This window comes from Achromobacter kerstersii (genome assembly GCF_902859595.1).
GTDB classification, from domain to species: Bacteria; Pseudomonadota; Gammaproteobacteria; order Burkholderiales; family Burkholderiaceae_B; genus Achromobacter; species Achromobacter kerstersii.
Genome location: NZ_CADIJQ010000021.1, coordinates 17913 through 37536, shown reverse-complemented (window position 1 = coordinate 37536; position 19624 = coordinate 17913). Strand labels below are relative to the sequence as shown.

Here is a 19624-nt window from a genome sequence, read left to right as displayed (position 1 = left end):
CGAGCTTGAACTCCGCCGTAAAGGCACGCCGTTTTATCTTGGTCATGACTCACCTCCTAGGTTCAACCTATCTGGGTGTCCACCAAAATTAAACCACCACAGCCGGCATGGAGCGGGCCCCGCAAGATCTTCCACCACCCCAATCCCCGTGGAGAGAACCTCAAGAACGCTGACCGTGCCTGCTGACGTCAGATTGCAACTGGCAGAGCCCGTGGTGTCGGGGGCCTGGGGTGCGCGGGGCGTCGATAAGCCCGAGGGAATCCGTAGGGAGCCGAAGGCGGACGAGGATGACAAGGGGGCAGTCCGGAGCGAAGGCTCCGGACCGCAATCGTTGCCCCGCGCACCCCAGGCCCCCGACACCACGGGCGTCTCAAGAACCCAAACCCCAACGCCACAGCACCCCCCGTCGTACACTCCTCGAAAAACCAAAACGACACGGAGGAACAACATGCGCATTTTGCTGGTCGAGGACAACCTTGATCTTGGCGATGCCGTGGAAAGCAAGCTGCGTTCCGCTGGCCATAGCGTGCAGTGGGTGCATGACGGGCTGGCGGCGTTGCGGTGGGGGTTGGACGAAACCTGGGATGCGCTTGTCCTGGATATCAATCTGCCTGGCAAAGACGGCTTCACCGTGATTCGGGAATTGCGCGCAGCCGGCTTGGAAGCGCCGGTGCTCGTCATGACCGCGCGGGCGGAAATTGAAGACAAGATCGACATGCTGGACCTGGGCGCGGATGACTACCTCGTCAAGCCCTTTGACCTGCGCGAACTCGAAGCGCGGTTGCGCGCCCTGATGCGGCGGCCGTCAGGGCAGACCAGCAGCACCACCACCTACGGCAACCTGAGCCTGGACCTTGCCGGGCGCAGCGTCATGTTGTCTGGTGCGCCGCTGGAGCTGGGACGGCGCGAATTCCGCTTGCTGGAAATCCTCTTGGGCCGCATCGGCCAAACCGTTGCCAAGGAACGGCTGATGAACCAGCTGTTTGACCTGGACGACGGCTCGCTCAATGCGCTGGAACTGTTGATCTCGCGGCTGCGCAAGAAGCTGGCAGGGGCGTCGATCGACATCGTCACCGTGCGCGGCGTTGGCTATCAGGCCCGCAGCCATGAGCATTCCTGAAAGCGCCTCGATCCGGCGCCGCGTCTTCACGCTTGGCGTGGTGTTGCTGGCCTGCGCGCTGATCGGACTGGTGTTCTTCCTGCGAGACTACGCGCAACGCGCCGCCGAGCAGGCGTTTGACCGGCTGCTTGCCGCATCCGCGCTGACCATCGCCGGGTCCGTGCAGATTGATGACGAAGGCGTCACCGTGGAACCGCCCGTGTCGTCGCTTGCCATGTTGTCGGGCGGCGAGCGCGTGTTCTACGAAGCGCGCACCTCCAATGGCCGGCTCATCACCGGCTATGGCGACCTGGCCCCCAACCTGCCGCTGGCGCAAGCCGCAACCCCCGTGTTCGCCTACGTCATTTATCACGACGAGCCCGTGCGCGTCGCCACGGTGGGGCGGCTGGTGTCGGCCAGCCAGCATGCCGGCTGGGTCACCGTGCGGGTCGCCGAAACCTTGGGATCGCGCGAAGAACTTGCCGACGAAATCCTGGGGCGCGGCGTGTTGCCGCTGCTGGTCGTGTCGCTGGTGGCGCTGGGCCTGTTGTGGTTCGGCGTGCAACGGGCGTTTGCGCCGTTGGCCGTGTTGGAACGCGAACTGCGCACCCGCGCACCTGAAGACCTGACGCCCGTCACCACGCCGGTGCCGCGCGAAGTGCGCCGCCTGGTCGAAGCGCTGAACGCCTTCATGCAACGCCTTTCCATCATCATGGATACCTTGAACACGTTGGTGGCCGACGCCACGCATCAGGTCCGTACACCGCTCGCGTCGCTGCGCGCGCAAGCAGAAGTGGCGCTGGACGAAACCGACCCCAAGCGGCTGCGCGAGCGCATCGGCCGCATTCATCAGAACGCCACGCACGCCAGCCAGCTGATCAACCAGCTGCTGATGGACGCCACCATCACGCACCGGCTCGGCAAAGGGCCACCCGAATCTGTCGGGGTAGCGGAAACCATCAACGAAACCCGCCGCCGTATCGGCCCGGTGGAAGCCGAGCGGCTGCGCATCGACATTGCGCCCGACGTCCGCCGCGCGCGCCTGGCCGGTGACCGCGTCGCCTTGCGCGAGATGCTGCGCAATCTGGTGGACAACGCCTTGCGCTATGCGCCGGATGGCACCGTGGATATTCAGGCCACGCCTGTTGCCGGCTTTCGCGTGGCGTTGACGGTGTCGGATCGCGGGCCGGGTATCTCGGACGACGAAAAAGAAGCCGTGCAGCAGCGCTTCACGCGCGGCAAAGCGGGTGAATCTCAACCCGGATCGGGGCTGGGCCTGGCCATCGTGCGTTCGGTGGCGATGGCGCATGGCGGGTCGCTATGGCTGCATGACCGGCCGGGCGGCGGCTTGTCGGCGCGCGTCATCCTGCCGCTGCAACAACAGCCCGCAGGGCGCCATCTGGCGACGTGGCTGGGCGCGGCGCTCACGGCGGCGTTGCTGCTGGTGTCGGCACCTCAGGACGTACGTGCCGCCGAACTGGACGAAATTGTCACGCGCTATCCCGCGCCGCAACCCACGTCGCGCACCCTGGTCATCGCCGGCCCCACCGACACGCCCGTGGTCGCGCCGCTGATTCAGGGCTTTCAATCTTTGCGGCCCGATGTGACGGTGGTGTATCGCGAGATCAGCAGCCGCGATCTGTACGAAGCCACCATCGACGGGCGCCTGACCAACGTCGACGTGCTGATGAGTTCGGCATCGGACTTGCAGATCCGGCTGGCCAACGACGGTTACGCGCAAAGCTACGCGTCACCCTACGCGTCCAAGCTGCCGTCGTGGGCGGTCTGGCGCAACGAGGTCTACGGCTTCACGTTCGAACCCGCCGTCATCGTCTACAACCCCAAACGCTTCACCGAAGCCACCGTGCCCCGCTCCCGGCAAGACCTGCTGCGCCTGTTGGAACGCGACCAAGCCACGCTGCAAGGCCGCGTCGGCACCTATGACATCGCCGCCAGCAGCCTGGGTTATCTGCTGGCCGAGCAAGACGAGCTGGTGTCATCCAACTTCTGGGGGCTGGCCAATGCGATGGGCCAAGTGGCCGTGCGCCTATCGCCCACCAGCGCGCAGATTCTGGACGCCATCGAAAACGATGAGCTGGACCTTGGCTACAACATCCTGGGTTCGTACGCGCTGTCGCGCCAGGCGGACGGCAGCAAGATCGGCGTGGTGTTTCCGCAGGACTACGTGCTGGTGCTGGCGCGTTCGGTGCTGATTTCACGGCGCGCCCCCAGCCCGGACCTGGCGCGCGCGCTGGTGGACTGGCTGCTGTCTCCCGCCGGCCAGCAGGTGGCTTCCAGCCACGCGGCGCTGGGTTCCATCATGGAAGACACGCCCGGGCGCTGGACGTCCGAAGCGGTGCTGGCGCGGTCGCAAGGCATTGTGCAGCCGGTGGTGCTGAGCCCGGCTTTGCTGGTGGGGCTGGACCAGCGGCGGCATTCGCGCTTCGTGCAGAACTGGGTGCGGCTGGTGACGGATACGCCGAAGCGGCCCTGAGCAATGGCGCTATCCCTGCGGCGCGGCCATTCGCGCCCAGGGATTACCCCTAGCCGCTACCTGTCGCCATGACAGGACGACGACAGACGCCGCCTCCTAAGATGGGCGCAGGCTGGACCCAGATCCCGCTACAGACCATTCCAATCGGAGACAAACACATGCTTGCCAAGTCCCAACTGGCGGCCGCCTGCGCCGCAGCATTCGCCATCGCCACCGGCAGCGCCTTCGCGCAGGCCGTGCCGGCGGGTTATCCGGCCGACTACCAAAAGATCCTGGACGGCGCCAAGAAGGAAGGCAAGGTCGTCATCTATTCGACCACCGACACCAAGGCCGCCGGCCCCATCATCAAGGGCTTCGAAGCGTTGTACCCGGGCGTGAAGGTCGAATACAACGACATGAACAGCACCGAGCTCTACAACCGCTACATCAGCGAACAGGCGGCGGGCGGCAGCAGCGGCGACGTCGTCTGGAGCTCGTCGATGGACTCGGCGCTGAAGCTGGCCACCGACTACGCCCTGCAATACAAGTCGCCGGAAAGCGGCAAGCTGCCGGCCTGGGCGGTCTGGAAGGATTCGGCTTACGGCACCACGTACGAACCGGCCGTCTTCATCTACAACAAGCGCCTGATTCCCGCCAACGAAGTGCCCACCACGCACGGCGCGCTGGCCAAGCTGATCGCCAGCCAACCGGACAAGTTCAAAAACAAGGTCACGACTTACGACATCGAGAAGTCGGCCGTGGGCTTCATGCTGGCCGTGCAGGACAAGGCCAACGACCCCAAGTACTTCGAGACCCTCAAGGACATCGCCAAGGGCGGCCTGATCGTGCAGTCGTCCACCGGCACCATGATGGAACGCGTGTCGTCGGGTGAAAACCTGATCGGCTACAACATCCTGGGCTCGTACGCTGAAACGCGCGCCAAGTCGGACCCGTCGCTGGGCGTGGCCTACCCGACCGACTATGCGCTGGTGTTGTCGCGCGTGGCGTTCATCAGCAAGAAGTCCAAGAACCGCAACGCCGCCAAGCTGTGGATGGATTACCTGCTGTCGCAGAAGGGCCAGGAAATCATGGCCAACCAGGCCGATCTGGCCTCGGTGCGTGACGACATCGAAGGCGACAACGATGTGGACGGCATGACCAAGAAACTGGGCGCTTCGCTCAAGCCGATTCCGGTCAACGAAACGCTGCTGGACTACCTGGAACAGAACAAGCGTTTGCAGTTCATCAAGGACTGGCGCGCCGCAGCGGGCAAGTAATGCCGCGCGGGTTCAGAGCGGCGCGCCCGCTCTGAACCGCCACAACGCGTAAGCGGACGGCACGGCGCCGTCCGCCTGACCGCCCCCCGGGCGGGTTCCCCCGTACCCGGGCGGCGCGACCATCGCGTCATTCTCGACAACAGGATTTCCCCATGCAGTCATTGCGCAGAAAATGGCAGTCCCTGCCGCGCGGCGTGGTGGTGTTGATTACGGCATTGGCCATCTACGTGCCGCTGTCGTTCATCATCATCCAGAGCTTTCTCTCCGCGCCTTTCTTTGCCCCGTCCAAGGTCTTCAGCCTGGACGCGTTCCGCTTCATCTTCGCGGACCCCGATTTCTACAAGGCGCTGCGAAGCGGCTTCATCCTGGCCTTCGGGCTGGCCATCATCGCCATCCCGCTGGGCGGCATGCTGGCCTTCCTGATGATCCGCACCGACCTGCCCGGCCGCCGCTGGATCGAACCGCTGATCCTGGTGCCGGTGTTTGTGTCGCCCATGGTGCTGGGCTTTGGCTACGTCGTGGCCGCAGGCCCCGTGGGTTTCTTCTCGATCTGGGCGCAGAACATCCTGGGCTTCGTGCCCTGGAACGTGTATTCGCTGACCAGCATCGTCATCATCGCCGGCCTGACGCACGTGCCGCACGCTTACCTGTACATCTCGTCGGCGCTGCGCAGCATGGGTTCCGACGTGGAAGAAGCCGCCCGCGTGGCCGGCGCATCGCCGCTGCGCGTGATGGTATCCGTGAGCCTGCCGATGGTGCGCCCGGCCATGCTGTACGCCACCGTGCTGCTGTTCTTCCTGGGCCTGGAAGTGTTCGGCCTGGTGCTGGTGCTGGGCGACCCGGAAGGCAACCTGGTGCTGGCCACCTACCTGTACAAGCTGACCAACAAGCTGGGCATTCCGTCGTACCACCTGATGGCGGCCGTGGCCGTGATCCTGATCTGCATGACGATTCCGCTGGTCATGCTGCAACGCCGCCTGATGCGCACCGCGAACCGCTTTGTCACCGTCAAGGGCAAGGCCTCGCGCGCACGCCCGCTGCCGCTGGGCAAGTGGCGCTGGCTGGCGGGCGCCGTCGTGGCGTTCTGGCTGCTGGTCACGATCGTGGTGCCGCTGCTGGGCGTGCTGCTGCGGGCGTTCGTGTCCAACTGGGGCATGGGCGTGTCGCTGTTTGACGTGCTGTCGCTGGACGCCTTCCACACCGTATTCGGCCAACCCAACCTGATCCGCGCCATCGTGAACTCGGTCGCCATCGGGGTGTTTGGCGGCGCGCTGGCCGTGATGTGCTACATGTTCGTGGGCCTGGCGATGCACCGCAAGCCCGACAACGTCACGCGCTTCATGGACTACAGCGTGCTGGTGCCGCGCGCCGTGCCGGGCCTGTTGGCCGGTCTGGCGTTCTTGTGGGTGTTCCTGTTTGTGCCGATGTGGCTGGACAACGCGCTGGACGTGGACGAAAACGGCTGGCTGTCGGCCCTGCCGTTCGCCGAATGGCTGCGCGAGAACTTCGTTGAATGGCTGCGCGCCATGCGCAGCACCATCTTCAGCGTGTGGCTCGCCTACACCGTGGTCTGGATGGCGTATGGCCTGCGCCTGATCTCGTCAACCCTGCTGCAAGTGGGACCGGAACTGGAAGAAGCCGCCCGCAGCGCGGGCGCGCGCCGGGGCCAGGTCACGCGCCACGTCACGGTGCCGCTGGCCAAGTACGGCCTGATCGGCTCCTGGCTGCTGATGTTCCTGATCTTCGAGCGTGAATATTCCACCGGCGTTTATCTGTTGTCGCCCGGCACGGAAACCATCGGTTCCATGCTGGTGTCGCTGTGGGCCTCGGGCGCCATCGACATCGTGGCTGCGCTTTCCTTCATCAATATCGTTCTGGTCGTGATCGGCCTGGGCATCGCCCTGCGATTCGGAGTCAAACTTCATGATTGAGCTTTCTGTAGAAGACCTGCACCTGGACTACGGCGACAACCCGGTGCTCAAGGGCGTGTCGATGCAACTGCGCCAGGGCGAAGTGGTGTCGCTGCTTGGCCCCTCGGGCAGCGGCAAGACGACCTTGCTGCGCGCGGTCGCCGGGCTGGAAGGCCCCAAGCGCGGCCGTATCACCATCGGCGACCGCATCGTCTACGACGGCGGCGCCCGCAAAGAAATTCCGGCCGAAGAACGCAACCTGGGGCTGGTGTTCCAGTCTTACGCGTTGTGGCCGCACAAGACCGTGTTTGAAAACGTGGCCTACCCGCTGAAGCTGCGCAAGGTGCCGTCGGCCGAAGTGCGCGAGCGCGTGCAAGCCGTGCTGGACCAGCTGGGCCTGGGCAAGCTGGGCCAGCGCCATCCGCACGCGCTGTCAGGCGGCCAGCAACAGCGCGTGGCCATTGGCCGAGCGCTGGTGTACAGCCCGCCCGTCATCCTGCTGGACGAGCCGCTGTCCAACCTGGACGCCAAGCTGCGCGAAGAAGCGCGCGCGTTCCTGCGCGAGCTGATCATCCGCCTGGGGCTGTCGGCCCTGATGGTGACGCATGATCAAAGCGAAGCCATGGCCATTTCCGACCGCATCCTGCTGCTGAACAACGGCAAGATCGAACAGCAAGGCACGCCGCAGGAAATGTATGGTTCGCCGTCCACGCTGTTCACGGCCGAGTTCATGGGCAGCAACAACCGGCTGGAAGGCAAGGTCACGGAAGTGCGTGACGGCCAGGCCCGCATCGAAGGCCGCGGCTGGGCGTTGTGGGGCAAGGCCGGCGAAGGCGTGACTCAGGGCCAGGACGGTACCGCCGTGATTCGCGTTGAACAGGTGCGCCTGGCGGATGACCCCGACGGCAACCACCTGGACATGCCGCTCTTGACCAGCATGTACCTGGGCGACCGCTGGGAATACCTGTTCCGCACCCCGGACGCAGACCCCGCCCACACGCTGGCCCTGCGCGCCTATGGCCCCGAAGGCCGCGAGCCGGGCCCCTGCCGCCTGGCCTTGCCGGCCAGCAAGGTCTGGGTCTTTCCGCGCAAGACGGCCTGACCCCACGCGGCGGCGCGTTGGAGGATGACCCTTCATGCGCCGCCCGCCGAGCCGTCCCGCCTCCATCGACGACGCGCCCTGCTCCCGTCCAACAGCTGTTACAAGCCGTTGGCTGGCATGTCCCGGCAGCACCGACTCGTCTTACAATGCGTCGGTGCAACGCCCTGATTCCCCCTCCCCGCTAAGCCGTTACCTGCGGTGGCTGGGCGCTCCCGCCCAACACTACCTGCGCATCGGCATCGCAATATCGCTGTTGGTGCACGCCGGCGCGCTGGCGTGGCGCTTTGGCGCGCCCGCGCTCACCCGCCCGCCCGTCACCAGCCTGGAAGTCGTGCTGCTGAACGCCCGCAGCGAGACGCCGCCTGAGACGCCCCGGGCGCAGGCGCAGAATCAGATGACTGGCGGCGGCAACGCCGAACGCGGCATGAGCACCACCCCGCTGCCCCAGACCGGCGCGTCCGCCGAGACCATCGTGCTGGAAGCCATGCGCCGCCGGCAGGTTCAGCTGGAAGCCGAACAGGCCCGCCTGATGACCCAGCTGCGGTCGGCCGAGAAAGCCGGCGCCGAGCGTCAGGCCGTCAACCCCTGGCCCGACGGCGCTGATCTTGGCCAGGACGCACAGGATCAGGCCAGCGTCATTCAAAACGCCCAGGTCGCCGCGCTGGCCGCGCGCGTGCAGCAGTACAGCGCCGAACCCCGCAAGCAGTTCGTGGCCCCGTCGGCCGAAGCGTCGCGTTACGCCGCCTACCTGGATGCCTGGCGCACCCGGATAGAAGCCGTTGGCACGCAGCACTATCCGGACGAGGCGCGCGGGCGCATTTACGGGTCGCTGCGCATCACGGTGTCGGTACGCGCCGATGGCAGTATCGCCAACGTTGAAATCGACCAGCCCTCGCCGCACGCGGTGCTGAACCAGGCCGCCCGCCGCATCGTCCAGCTGGCCGCGCCTTTTCCCCCATTCCCCCCCGATATCGCCCGCGATACGGACGTGCTGGTCATCACCCGCACGTGGCATTTCGTTAACGACACCCTGGAAACACAAGCCCCATGACCGAGGCGCCCCCTCTTGCCCGCTACGCCGTCATCGGCAATCCCATTGCGCACAGCCGCTCGCCTCAGATCCACGACCTGTTTTCCAAGCAAACCGGCAAACCGCTGCGCTATGAGCGCCTGCTGGCGCCGGTCGACGGCTTTGCTGACGCTGTGGCCGCATTCGTGGCTGAGGGCGGGCTGGGCTTGAATGTCACGGTGCCTTTCAAGCTGGAAGCCTACGCATTGGCCGCCGGCCGCCTGTCCACCCGCGCGCGCCTGGCGGGCGCCGTCAACACGTTGTCGTGGCGCGATGGCGCCTGGCACGGCTGCAATACCGACGGCGTCGGACTGGTGCCTGACCTGCTGCGCCTGGGCGTGCACCTGAGCGGCGCGTCCGTGCTGCTGGTGGGCGCGGGCGGCGCGGCCCGAGGCGTGTTGCAACCGCTGGCCGACGCCGGCTGCGCCCGCATCCACATCGTCAACCGCACCGCTGCCAAGGCGCTGGAACTGGCCGAGGCCTGGCGTGACACCGGCGTATCGCCGCAGACGCAAGTCACTGCGGGCGGGCTGACCGACGCCGCCACGCCCGGCGGTTGGAACCTGGTCATCAACGCCACGGCCAGCGGCCTGCAAGACGCCGCCCCCGACCTGCCCGCCGGCCTGTACGCCGACGGCGCGGCTGCCTACGACATGATGTACGGCGCCCAACCTACCGCTTTCATGAAACAGGCCGACGCCGATGGCGCGGCGCTGACCGCCGACGGCCTGGGCATGCTGGTGGGCCAGGCGGCCGAGAGCTTCCTGATCTGGCACGGCGTGCGGCCCGATCCGGCCCCCGTGCTGGCGGCGCTGCGCGAGGCGCTCATGGCAGGACGCTAAGCGGCATGGCGACGCGCGGCAAGGGCCGATCCTGGTTCCGGACCATCACCGGCGTACTGATGGCGCTGGTGTGCGCGGTGCTGCTTTACCAGTTCTGGCTGTTTGCACAGGTCGTCTGGTACAACTACCGCGACCCCGGCAGCAGCGCCATCATGCGCGAAGAGCGGTCCCGCTTGCGCGAAGGCAACCCCGGCTTTCAGCTTCAGTACGAATGGGCGCCCTATGACAAAATCAGCCGCAACCTGAAGCGCGCGGTGGTGGCGTCGGAAGATTCCAACTTCACCGAGCACGACGGCATCGAATGGGACGCCATCCGCAAGGCCTGGGAATACAACCAGCGCCAAGAAGAAGCGGGCCGCAGCAAGATGCGCGGCGGCTCGACCATTACGCAGCAGTTGGCGAAGAACCTGTTCCTGTCCAGCTCACGCAGCTACATCCGCAAGGGCCAGGAACTGGTGCTGACGTATATGATCGAGCACGTCATGACCAAGGAACGGATACTGGAGCTGTATCTGAACGTGGCGGAATGGGGCGTTGGCGTGTTCGGCGCTCAGGCGGCGGCCAAGCACTACTACAACACCTCGGCCGCCAACCTCAGCGCCAGCCAGTCCGCCCGGCTGGCGGCCATGCTGCCCAACCCGCGCTTCTATGACAGCCACCGCAATTCCAACTACCTGAACTCCCGCGTCGGGGTGCTGACCCGCCGGATGCAGATGGTTGACATCCCCTGACACGCAAAACCGGGCATTTCCGTCCGGCCGCCTCCACCCTACCCGGCGGGATTTGTTAAGCTTTCACGTTTAGCGCTCCCCTTCCTTTTCATGCGTACCGCACGTCGCTACCTGGCCCGCGAGATCTATCGCTCTTGTGCAGTGGTCCTAATGGCCCTGCTAGGCCTTTTCACGTTCTTCGCGCTGGTGGACGACCTGGACAACGTGGGCGACAAGTTCTCCATGATGGCCCTGCTCTACATGCAGGCGCTGGCCATTCCCACCCGCTTGTACGACCTGCTGCCCATCGGGCTGTTGATCGGCGCCATTCTGGCGCTGGCGGGTCTTGCCCAACGTAACGAACTCGTCATCCTGCGCGTCTCGGGCGTGAGCGGCATGCGGCTCTTGCGGATGCTGTGGGTCGTCACCATCCCGCTGATGATCGGGGCGGCGCTGCTGTCCGAATACGTCACCCCGTGGGCCGAGATCAAAACCGGCGAAGCCAACCTGATGTTCCGCGGCAAAGCCGGCGGTGATCGCCTGAAAAGCGGCTACTGGTTCAAGGAACCCACGTCCAACGGCGGCACGCGCATCATCAATATTGCCGAACTGAAAGGCGACGGCCAGGTCGCGGGTGTCACCCTTTACGAATTCAAGAAAGACCTGACGCTGTCGGTGTTGTCCACGGCGCCCACGGGCCTGTTCGCCCATGGCGACCTGGTGCTGAAAGACGTCTCGGAAACCCGCCTGGACGCGGATGCGTCCGAAGCGCTGGCCAACGCCCGCCCGCCCAAGAACCCGCCCGCCTCCGTTGTGAAGGTGCCAGAACGCACCATCGACACCACCCTCAGCGCCGAACGCCTCTTGGCCCGCGTGCTGACCCCGGAACGCATGTCCATCGTCACGCTGCTGGACTATGTGGAGTATTTGCGCGACAACCAACTGCAATATGGTCGACAGGTTGTCGCCCTGTGGCGCAAACTGGCGTATCCGTTCACGCTGCTGGTGATGATCACGATTGCCGCCCCCATCGGACTGATGCAAACCCGCCGCGGTGGCGTGGGCGCCAAGGTCTTCATCGGCATTTTGTTGGGCGTGGGCTTCTTCATGCTGAACCAGCTGGCGCTGAACGTCGGCATGTTGGGTAAGTGGCCGCCCTGGCTGACCGCCCTGGGCCCGAACATCGGGGCCATGTCCTTGGCGCTGGCCGCCATGAGCTATATGGAATACCGCCACACCATTTCCCGTATCGTCCAACAACGTTGGCCTTGGAGCAAAAGTCCCGCATGAACGGCAGTATCTGGATGATCGGCGACGTGCAGGGATGCTGCTCGCCGCTGGATCGCTTGCTGTCCCACCCCGATCTGGTCGGCGACCCGAAGTCGCGCTTCTGGTTCGCCGGGGACCTGGTCAACCGTGGCCCGCAGTCGCTGGAAACCCTGCGTCGCATCATCGACCTGGGTGACCGCGCGACAACCGTGCTGGGCAACCACGACCTGCACCTGCTGGCCGCCGCAGCCGGGGTGCGCAAGCCGTCCAAATCGGACACGCTCGAAGACATTCTTCGCGCGCCGGACGCGGCCGACCTGATCAACTGGCTGCGCTTTCGCCCGCTGGCGCATTTCGAGCAGGGCCACCTGTTGGTACACGCCGGTACGCTGGCCAAGTGGGACGTCGCCAAGACGCTGTCACTGGCCGGCGAAGTCCAGGACGCGCTGCGCGGCCCGAACTGGCAGAAGGCGCTGCAAAAGATGTACGGCAACGAGCCGTCCACGTGGAAGGAAGACCACAAGGGCGGCAAGCGGATGCGGGTGATCATCAATACGCTGACGCGCATTCGCCTTTGCACGCCGAACGGCCACATGGAGTTCGCAACCAAGGTCGCCCCGGGCGCCTGGCCGCAAGGCCTGGTCCCGTGGTTCGACGTCCCGAACCGCGCCACCCGCGACATCACAACCGTATTCGGCCATTGGTCAACGCTGGGCCTGTTGCAACGGCCGGACGTGATCTGCCTGGATACCGGGTGCGTGTGGGGGGGAGCGTTGACGGCGCTGAGATTGCAGGATCGAAAACTCGTGCAGGTGAAGTGTTCGCAGTTTCAGAATCCGATGTCTGAATGACGGGTGGTTTTTTTGCTGCGGCCTTGGGGGTCGTGAGTTACTGAGTTGCTGAGTTCTTGGGGCGGGTGGCGATCTTCGTAGGTCGCCCATCGTCGCAGTGGCCCTGACTGCGCGCGCCCACGATTGCGGTCCGGAGCCTTCGCTCCGGACTCCCCCTTCGTCATCTTCGTCCAGGCCTACGGCCTTCCCTTCAGATTCCCTCGGGCGCATCGAGGTTGCGCGCAGTCAGGGCCACCGCGCCGACGGGCTGCCGTTGTCTTGGGTCGTTGCGCTGCTAGGGTGTGCCTTAGTCACGAGTGCTCCGGGGCCCGCCGAGTGGCGGCCGCGCGGGCGGCCTTACTCGGCATACGCACTGGTGGTCGTGTGCGCGGTGGTCGCTTTCGCGAATGTGGAGAGTGGCTTTCTAATGGCCTCCGCGAATTTGGGGGGAGGTAAAGGGGTGGCGCGCGTCCGCCACTGCCTTGCGCATGCCGACCCGTCGCGCGCCACCGCACTGGAGTTCAAGTGGCGGTCATCGTTCGTAGGATGGATGAGGCGCGGCGAACCATCGAGAAGAGCCCAAACAACCCCGCCACACGCGAAGCGAGCATCGCGACGACGCACCACGACGCGTAAGCTCCAAAAGGCCGCCCGCGCGGCCGGCCTGGAGCGGGCCCCGCAAAATCTTCCACCACCCAAAACTGTGGAGCGGAGCCCTAAGAACACCAATCTCCCCAGTTGACGTCAGATTTCAACTGACCGAGCCCGTGAGGCCGGGGGCCTGGGGTGCGCGGGGCGTCGATAAGCCCGAGGGAATCTGAAGGAACCCGCCAACGGCGGGTGACGAAGATGACAAGGGGGAAGTCCGGAGCGAAGGCTCCGGACCGCAATCGTTGCCCCGCGCACCCCAGGCCCCCGGCCTCACGGGCGTCTCAAGAACCAACCCGGCCACAACACCAAAACCTCAATGCCGAATCTCAGCCAAAAACTTCCGAGCCCTCTCCGTCCCCGGCCGACTAAAAAACTCCTCCGGCGCCCCCGTCTCCACAATCCTCCCCGCATCCATGAACCACACTCTGTCCGCGACTTCACGCGCGAACCCCATTTCGTGTGTCACGCACACCATCGTCATGCCGTCCTTTGCCAAGCCCTTCATCACCTGAAGCACTTCCCCCACCATCTCGGGGTCCAGCGCGCTGGTCGGCTCGTCGAACAGCATCACCGGCGGGTTCATCGCCAGGGCGCGGGCGATCGCCACGCGCTGTTGCTGGCCGCCTGACAGCTGCGCGGGATAGGCCTCGGCCTTGTGTGACAAGCCCACACGCTCCAACAACTGCATCGCGCGTTCACGGGCTTCCGGGCGGCGAGCGCGTTTGAGTTGCAGCGGCGCCAGCATCAGGTTTTCCACCACCGACAGATGCGGGAACAGATTGAACTGCTGGAACACGAAACCGATGTGGCTGCGCAGTTGATCCAGGTGCACCTTCGGGCCATAAATATCCTGCCCGTTCACCTCGATCACGCCTTTCTGAATAGGCTCCAGGCGGTTCACCGTACGGATCAGCGTCGACTTTCCCGACCCTGATGGCCCGCACACCACCACCACCTCGCCCTGCTTGACGGCTTCGGTCACGTCGGCCAGCGCCTGGTAATCGCCGTACCACTTCTGCACTTGTGAAAATCGGATCATGTCGGCACCACTTTAGGAGTGGCCAGAAGCCCGGCGCGCCGTCTGCCGATACGCCGTTCGGTCAGGTGCACCAATGAACTCAGGCCAAAATTCAGAATGAAATACGTCATCGCCAGCAAGCCGAACACCTCGAACGGCTTGGTGAGCAACACGCTGTTGATCTGGTTCGCCGCGTACGTCAGCTCTTGCACGCTGATCACATACGCCAGCGACGTTTCCTTCACCGTCGACACAAACTGGCTAAGCATGCTGGGCAGCATGTTGTAGAGCGCCTGCGGCAAGATCACGCGCCGCATCGTCTGCATGTACGACAGCCCCAGCGCGCGGCTGGCCTCCTGCTGGCCGGGGGGCAGCGCCTGGATGCCGGCGCGGATGATCTCCGCCAGATACGCGCTTTCGTAGCACACCAGCGCCACCACCATCGTCGTCGTGCCGGCAACGGGCCGGCCGATGATCAGCGGCACAAAGAAGTACGCCCAGAAGATGAACATCAGCAGCGGCAGCCCGCGCACCAGATACACCACGGCGGACGACGGCCAGTAGAAGATCCGGTACGGGCTGATGCGGCCCAACGCCAGCAGCACGCCGCAAGGCAGCGCCAGCGCCAGGCTGATCGCGGCCAGCCCCAAGGTGGCGACAAGACCGCCCACCGGCCCGTGCGGATACTGCCCGATCAGCAGCAACAGCCAGTTGTCTTTCAGAATGTCCCACATGATCAGCGCGCCCCCAGCGGACGGTAACGTCGTTGCAAGAGCGCACCTCCGCCCATGATGATGAACGACAACACCAGGTAGATGACCGTCACCACGGCATAGGCCTCGAACGTGCGGAACGTGTAGTTCTCGACTTCGCGCCCGGCCGCCGTCAATTCGGTGACGCCAATAGCCATGGCCAGGCTGGTGTTCTTCAACAGCAGCAAGGTCTGGTTCAACAGCGGCGGAATCGCGATGCGAAACGCCTGCGGCAGAATGACCTTGCGCATCGTCTGCATGAAGCTCAGGCCCAACGCCCGCGACGCCTCGACCTGCCCCGGCGGAATACCGCGCACGGCGCTGCGCAGGTCTTCGCAGATATAGGCCGACATCACCAGCGAGATCGCGATGCACGACATGATGAATTCACTGCCATGGCTGTTGAGCCAGTCGGTGATAGGTTGCGGCAGCAACGCCGGCACGCCGAAGTACCAGAAGAGGATGTGCACCAGCATGGGCACGTTGCGGTGAAACGCGACATACACCGCGATCACCCCGTTGGCCACGGGCGAGCCCGTCAGGCGGATCACCGCCAGCAGGCTGCCTACAGAGAACGCCAGAATCCAGGAAAGCCCCGCCAGCGCCAGGGTGGTGATGAACCCCCTGAGCAGCCATGTCGGGTACTCGCCCTGGAAAATGGCGCTGAAGTCGAAGACGTAATGCATCGAAGCAGGCTCCAGCGCGTGTCGCGCGTCAACCCTTGATGGCTTCGATGCGGAAGTCGCGCTTCATGTTGAACTGCGTGCCGGCGCCAAACCACTTGTCGAACACCTTGGTGGCCTGGCCCGACGCTTCCATGCCGTCCAGCACCTTGTTCACCTGATTCAGCATCGCGGTGTCGCCCTTGCGCACGCCCATGCCCCAGGGTTCAACGAAGAGCGCTGGCTCCAGAATCTTGACGGGCACGGCGCTCGTGGCGGCTTGATGTTGCAGCTTCACCAGCATCAGCTCCGACCCAACGAAACCGCTGACCTTGCCTTGTTGCAGGGCCAGGAAGGCACCGCTGGGGTCTTTGAACGTGACGGGGTCGACGTTCGGAATGTTCTTGCGCGCGCCCTGCTCCGACGACGAACCGCGCACGGCGCTCACGCGCTTGCCGGCCAGGTCGGCGGGCGCCTTCAGGTCTTTCTCGGAATCGCGCGCCAAGATTTTTTGCAGGCTGACGAAGTGTTGGTGCGAGTAATCGATCTGCTGCGCGCGTTCCGGGCTCCAGCCCAGATTCGCCGCCACCAGGTCAACCCGGCCCGCGATCAGCTCTGGAATGCGGGCTTCAACGGCGATCAATTTCAATTCCAGCGGCACGCCCAGGCTGTCGGCCACGGCCTGGCACATGTCGACTTCATAACCGACGATGGCGCGGGTCTTGGGGTCTTGGAAGCTGAAGGGCTCGGCGGTGCCCATGGTGCCGCAGATGAATTTGCCGCGCGCCTTGATGTCTTGCACGGTGTCTGCATGCGCGGCGGGTGCCAGCGTGGCGGCCAGGCCGACGGCGGCAACGAAAGAAGCGATGGTGGTCTTCATGGTCATTCCCTTGGAATATAGGTATGGGTACTGCCAACAAAATCGGCGATCAACGCAGCGCCGCGCAAGCCTCGTGGATGCGGCGGCAACCTTCTTCGATGTTCTCCATCGACGTCGCAAAGCTCAGGCGCAAATAGGGCGACAAGCCATACGCCGCGCCGTCCAGCACCGCAACGCCGGCCTCGTCCAGCAAATACATCACCACGTCCAGATCGCTCTGCAACGCGCGGCCGGCGGGTGTGCGCTTGCCCAGCAAACCGTCAACCGACGGATAGACATAGAACGCGCCCTGCGGCAGCGGGCAGCGGATGCCCGGCACCGCGTTCAGCAGCGCAACGATGCGGTCGCGGCGCTGGTGGAACACGGCGGCGGCGTCCGTCACGCATTGCTGGTCGGCCGTCAGCGCCACGCGCGCGGCCTGCTGGCTGATGGCGCTGACGCAGCTGGTGCTTTGCGAAATCAATGTGGCCATGGCCTTCACCAATGCCTTCGGCCCGCCCGCGTAACCCAGGCGCCAGCCCGTCATCGCGTAGGCCTTGGACACGCCGTTGATGGTCAGCGTGCGTTCCGCCAGCGCAGGCACGACGGCGGCGGGCGACACGTGGCGCACGTCGCCGTAAGCCAAGTGTTCGTAGATTTCATCGGTCATCAGCCACACGTGCGGATGGCGCGCCAGCACCTCGCCCAGCGCACGCAATTCGGCGGCGTCATACATCGCGCCGGTCGGATTGCTGGGCGTGTTCAGCAGCACCCATTTCGTGCGCGGCGTGATGGCGGCGTCCAGCGCCTGTGGCGTGAGCTTGAAGCCGTCGGACTCGGGGCAGGCCAGCACCACGGGCGTGCCGTCGTTGACCAGCACCATGTCCGGGTAAGACACCCAGTACGGCGCGGGGATGATGACTTCGTCGCCGGCCTGCACGGTGGCGGCCAGCGCGGTAAAGATCAGCTGCTTGGCGCCCACGCCCACGATGAGCTGGTCCAGGCCATAGTCCAGCCCGTTCTCGCGCTGGAACTTGGCGCGCACCGCTTCCAGCAAGGGCTTGGCGCCCGCCGATGCGGTGTAGCGGATGTCGCCGCTATTGAGCGCGTCGATGCCGGCCTGCACGATGTGCGCGGGCGTGGGCAGGTCGGGTTCGCCCACGGTGAAGTCGACAATGTCTCGGCCTTCGGCTCGCAATTGGTCCACGCGCGTCTTGGCCGCCATGCTGGGCGACGGCTTGATGGCGCGGGCGCGTTCGGCCAGAAAAGCGGTATCAACGGCGCTCATGCCAGCCCCTTGGCGGCAAACGCGGCTTGCATCCAGCTTTGCGTCTTATCGCCGTTGGCGATCTCGGCCATGATGCGTTCTTCCTTCGCGGCATGCGCATGCGCCGCGGCGATCAGGCCTTCCGCTTCAGACGCCGGAAAGCTGACCAGCCCGTCTTCATCACCCACCACGATGTCACCCGGCAGAATCACCTGGCCGCCGATGGACACCGGCACGTTGACTTCGCCGGGGCCGTCTTTGTACGGGCCGCGATGGATGTGGCCGCGCGCATAGCAGGGAAAGCTGTCGGCTTCGAAGGCGGCAACGTCGCGAATCGCCCCGTCAACCACCACGCCAGCGCAACCGTGGATTTGCAGATAGCGCTTCATGATTTCGCCCAACACCGCGTTGGACAAGTCACCGCCCGCATCCACCACCAGCACATGGCCGGGCTGAATCTGCATCATGGCCTTGTAGATCATCAGGTTGTCGCCCGGGCGGGTCTTGACCGTGAGCGCCGTGCCCACGAGCTTGCCGCTGCCGTTATAGCGGCGCAGACCCGAGATGCCTTCGCGGCGTGCAAGGTTGTCGCTAAGGTGCGGCGTGACAATGCCGGCCAACGCTTCAAGGATGGCGGCGGGAGCGACGGGGGCTGCGGGCAGTTGGCGGGCGCCGGTAAGAATATTGGCCATGACGATCTGCAAATTCCTGAGTCGAATGCCGCCGCAAGCCCGCTACGTTTTCGCAGGCCCCGGCCGGCCGGGGGATGAGTCAGATGCCATGTTGCGAGCTTTTCCATTTCGGAAAAAGGGATTAAATTTCCACGAGCTATATCTCCTTTTGGAATATAAGGGTTAGCCCTAAACGGAAATTTCGGAATGAACCTCACCAAGAACGCACGCGCCGCATGCTGACTTTCAAGCAAATCGAAGCCCTGTATTGGACGGTGCGCCTGGGCACGTTTTCGGCGTCGGCGCAGAAGCTGCACACGACGCAATCCGCCATCACCAAACGCATCCAGGAACTTGAGGCGGACTTTGACATCGCGCTATTCGACCGCTCGGGCCACCGCGCCGAACTCACCGCACGCGGCCACGAGGTCTACGCGCTGGCCGAAGAAATGCTGGGCCACCGCGACCGCCTGCTGGTCCGCCTGAAAGGCCAGCACACGCTGACCGGCACCTTCCGTTTCGGCATCACCGAAATCACCGCCATGACCTGGCTGCCCGCCCTGATCCGCCTGCTGCGCGCGCACTACCCGCGCATCACACTGGAACCGCACATCGACCTGGGCGCAGACTTGCTCAAGCGTTTGCAGGCCGGACAGTTAGACATGGCATTTCTGCACGGCGAATTCGCCGAACCAAACTTGCAGGTGGTAGCGTTGCAGCGCCTGGAATTCGCCTGGATGGGCAGCCCCGACATGATCGACGCCAGCCGCATCTACACCCCGGCCGATATCGCGCGCTTACCGCTGCTGCGGCAAAGCCGGGAGTCGGGCCTGAACATGATCTACGACGGCTGGCTGCGCCCGCATCATCCCGACAGCAACATCTTCACGATCAACAGCCTGATCGCAATGGCAGGCCTGACCGCAGCGGGTTTCGGCGTGAGCTGCCTGCCCCGCGATTACTTCGCAGACATGGTCAGCAAGAAGCAATTGGTGATCGCCAGAACCAGCACCGCGCCCCCGCAATCCATGTACAGCGCAATGTTCCGCCGAGACGCGGACGTGGCCTTCTGCGAAAGCGTGGCCGAGCTAGCCGAGAGCTGCTGCGAATTTTCGGGCGCCGCCCTATAACCCGGATGGCGCGCAACAGATCGCCAAGCGCAA

The 19624-nt window shown here is 64.8% G+C and carries 17 protein-coding genes; 11 read left to right on the top strand and 6 right to left on the bottom strand.

From position 1 onward, the window contains the following. Positions 1–448 precede the first annotated feature (448 nt). From HV765_RS31070 to HV765_RS31025, 10 genes are all read left to right on the top strand, one after another. A complete protein-coding gene (locus HV765_RS31070; protein WP_054428171.1) occupies positions 449–1120 on the top strand; it encodes a response regulator transcription factor in 672 nt (223 codons plus the stop codon). Continuing rightward, complete coding sequence (locus tag HV765_RS31065; RefSeq protein WP_175172085.1) at positions 1107–3593, top strand: sensor histidine kinase; 2487 nt, start codon at positions 1107–1109, stop codon at positions 3591–3593. The genes HV765_RS31070 and HV765_RS31065 overlap by 14 nt, the downstream gene beginning before the upstream one ends. A 158-nt stretch (positions 3594–3751) precedes the next feature. Next, a complete protein-coding gene (locus tag HV765_RS31060; protein WP_054428169.1) occupies positions 3752–4849 on the top strand; it encodes an ABC transporter substrate-binding protein in 1098 nt (365 codons plus the stop codon). A 152-nt stretch (positions 4850–5001) separates the two neighbouring features. Beyond that, positions 5002–6780 (top strand): ABC transporter permease, encoded by a 1779-nt coding sequence (locus HV765_RS31055; protein WP_054428168.1) that lies wholly within the window; start codon positions 5002–5004, stop codon positions 6778–6780. After that, positions 6773–7861 (top strand): ABC transporter ATP-binding protein, encoded by a 1089-nt coding sequence (locus HV765_RS31050; RefSeq protein WP_175172084.1) that lies wholly within the window; start codon positions 6773–6775, stop codon positions 7859–7861. Before HV765_RS31055 ends, HV765_RS31050 begins: the two co-directional genes overlap by 8 nt. Before the next feature lie 154 nt (positions 7862–8015). Beyond that, positions 8016–8912 (top strand): TonB family protein, encoded by an 897-nt coding sequence (locus tag HV765_RS31045; RefSeq protein ID WP_175172083.1) that lies wholly within the window; start codon positions 8016–8018, stop codon positions 8910–8912. After that, positions 8909–9772: a shikimate dehydrogenase gene (gene aroE, locus HV765_RS31040; protein ID WP_175172082.1), complete on the top strand. Its 864-nt coding sequence runs from the start codon at positions 8909–8911 to the stop codon at positions 9770–9772. The genes HV765_RS31045 and aroE overlap by 4 nt, the downstream gene beginning before the upstream one ends. A 5-nt stretch (positions 9773–9777) precedes the next feature. Beyond that, on the top strand, positions 9778–10503 hold the full coding sequence (mtgA, locus tag HV765_RS31035; protein ID WP_054428165.1) for a monofunctional biosynthetic peptidoglycan transglycosylase: 726 nt from the start codon (positions 9778–9780) through the stop codon (positions 10501–10503). Between the two features lie 90 nt (positions 10504–10593). Beyond that, on the top strand, positions 10594–11772 hold the full coding sequence (lptG, locus tag HV765_RS31030) for an LPS export ABC transporter permease LptG (protein ID WP_175172081.1): 1179 nt from the start codon (positions 10594–10596) through the stop codon (positions 11770–11772). Continuing rightward, positions 11769–12602, top strand: a complete 834-nt coding sequence (locus tag HV765_RS31025; protein ID WP_175172079.1) for a symmetrical bis(5'-nucleosyl)-tetraphosphatase — start codon at positions 11769–11771, stop codon at positions 12600–12602. The genes lptG and HV765_RS31025 overlap by 4 nt, the downstream gene beginning before the upstream one ends. A 943-nt stretch (positions 12603–13545) precedes the next feature. Here the strand turns inward: HV765_RS31025 and HV765_RS31020 are convergent. From HV765_RS31020 to HV765_RS30995, 6 genes are read right to left on the bottom strand one after another with little or no spacing between them, the layout of a single operon-like run. Beyond that, the gene (locus HV765_RS31020; protein ID WP_054423278.1) at positions 13546–14271 is read right to left on the bottom strand and encodes an amino acid ABC transporter ATP-binding protein; all 726 of its coding nucleotides are present in this window, start codon (positions 14269–14271) and stop codon (positions 13546–13548) included. Next, the gene (locus HV765_RS31015) at positions 14268–14984 is read right to left on the bottom strand and encodes an amino acid ABC transporter permease (RefSeq protein WP_175172077.1); all 717 of its coding nucleotides are present in this window, start codon (positions 14982–14984) and stop codon (positions 14268–14270) included. Before HV765_RS31015 ends, HV765_RS31020 begins: the two co-directional genes overlap by 4 nt. Positions 14985–14986: 2 nt before the next feature. Continuing rightward, positions 14987–15688, bottom strand: coding sequence for an amino acid ABC transporter permease (locus tag HV765_RS31010; RefSeq protein ID WP_054423276.1), 702 nt, complete (start codon positions 15686–15688; stop codon positions 14987–14989). A 28-nt stretch (positions 15689–15716) separates the two neighbouring features. After that, complete coding sequence (locus HV765_RS31005; RefSeq protein ID WP_054423374.1) at positions 15717–16544, bottom strand: ABC transporter substrate-binding protein; 828 nt, start codon at positions 16542–16544, stop codon at positions 15717–15719. 49 nt (positions 16545–16593) lie between these two features. Then, positions 16594–17811: an aminotransferase class I/II-fold pyridoxal phosphate-dependent enzyme gene (locus tag HV765_RS31000; protein ID WP_175172075.1), complete on the bottom strand. Its 1218-nt coding sequence runs from the start codon at positions 17809–17811 to the stop codon at positions 16594–16596. Beyond that, complete coding sequence (locus HV765_RS30995; RefSeq protein WP_175172074.1) at positions 17808–18482, bottom strand: RraA family protein; 675 nt, start codon at positions 18480–18482, stop codon at positions 17808–17810. The genes HV765_RS31000 and HV765_RS30995 overlap by 4 nt, the downstream gene beginning before the upstream one ends. Positions 18483–18697: 215 nt before the next feature. Between HV765_RS30995 and HV765_RS30990 the strand changes: the two genes are divergently transcribed. Then, a complete protein-coding gene (locus tag HV765_RS30990) occupies positions 18698–19591 on the top strand; it encodes a LysR family transcriptional regulator (protein ID WP_054423273.1) in 894 nt (297 codons plus the stop codon). The last annotated feature ends 33 nt before the right edge of the window (positions 19592–19624 follow it).

Coding starts and splice junctions, on each gene's coding strand:
- HV765_RS31070 (WP_054428171.1), top strand. CDS start 449: ATGCGCATTTTGCTGGTCGAGGACAACCTTGATCTTGGCGATGCCGTG.
- HV765_RS31065 (WP_175172085.1), top strand. CDS start 1,107: ATGAGCATTCCTGAAAGCGCCTCGATCCGGCGCCGCGTCTTCACGCTT.
- HV765_RS31060 (WP_054428169.1), top strand. CDS start 3,752: ATGCTTGCCAAGTCCCAACTGGCGGCCGCCTGCGCCGCAGCATTCGCC.
- HV765_RS31055 (WP_054428168.1), top strand. CDS start 5,002: ATGCAGTCATTGCGCAGAAAATGGCAGTCCCTGCCGCGCGGCGTGGTG.
- HV765_RS31050 (WP_175172084.1), top strand. CDS start 6,773: ATGATTGAGCTTTCTGTAGAAGACCTGCACCTGGACTACGGCGACAAC.
- aroE (WP_175172082.1), top strand. CDS start 8,909: ATGACCGAGGCGCCCCCTCTTGCCCGCTACGCCGTCATCGGCAATCCC.
- mtgA (WP_054428165.1), top strand. CDS start 9,778: ATGGCGACGCGCGGCAAGGGCCGATCCTGGTTCCGGACCATCACCGGC.
- lptG (WP_175172081.1), top strand. CDS start 10,594: ATGCGTACCGCACGTCGCTACCTGGCCCGCGAGATCTATCGCTCTTGT.
- HV765_RS31025 (WP_175172079.1), top strand. CDS start 11,769: ATGAACGGCAGTATCTGGATGATCGGCGACGTGCAGGGATGCTGCTCG.
- HV765_RS31020 (WP_054423278.1), bottom strand. CDS start 14,271: ATGATCCGATTTTCACAAGTGCAGAAGTGGTACGGCGATTACCAGGCG.
- HV765_RS31015 (WP_175172077.1), bottom strand. CDS start 14,984: ATGTGGGACATTCTGAAAGACAACTGGCTGTTGCTGCTGATCGGGCAG.
- HV765_RS31010 (WP_054423276.1), bottom strand. CDS start 15,688: ATGCATTACGTCTTCGACTTCAGCGCCATTTTCCAGGGCGAGTACCCG.
- HV765_RS31005 (WP_054423374.1), bottom strand. CDS start 16,544: ATGAAGACCACCATCGCTTCTTTCGTTGCCGCCGTCGGCCTGGCCGCC.
- HV765_RS31000 (WP_175172075.1), bottom strand. CDS start 17,811: ATGAGCGCCGTTGATACCGCTTTTCTGGCCGAACGCGCCCGCGCCATC.
- HV765_RS30995 (WP_175172074.1), bottom strand. CDS start 18,482: ATGGCCAATATTCTTACCGGCGCCCGCCAACTGCCCGCAGCCCCCGTC.
- HV765_RS30990 (WP_054423273.1), top strand. CDS start 18,698: ATGCTGACTTTCAAGCAAATCGAAGCCCTGTATTGGACGGTGCGCCTG.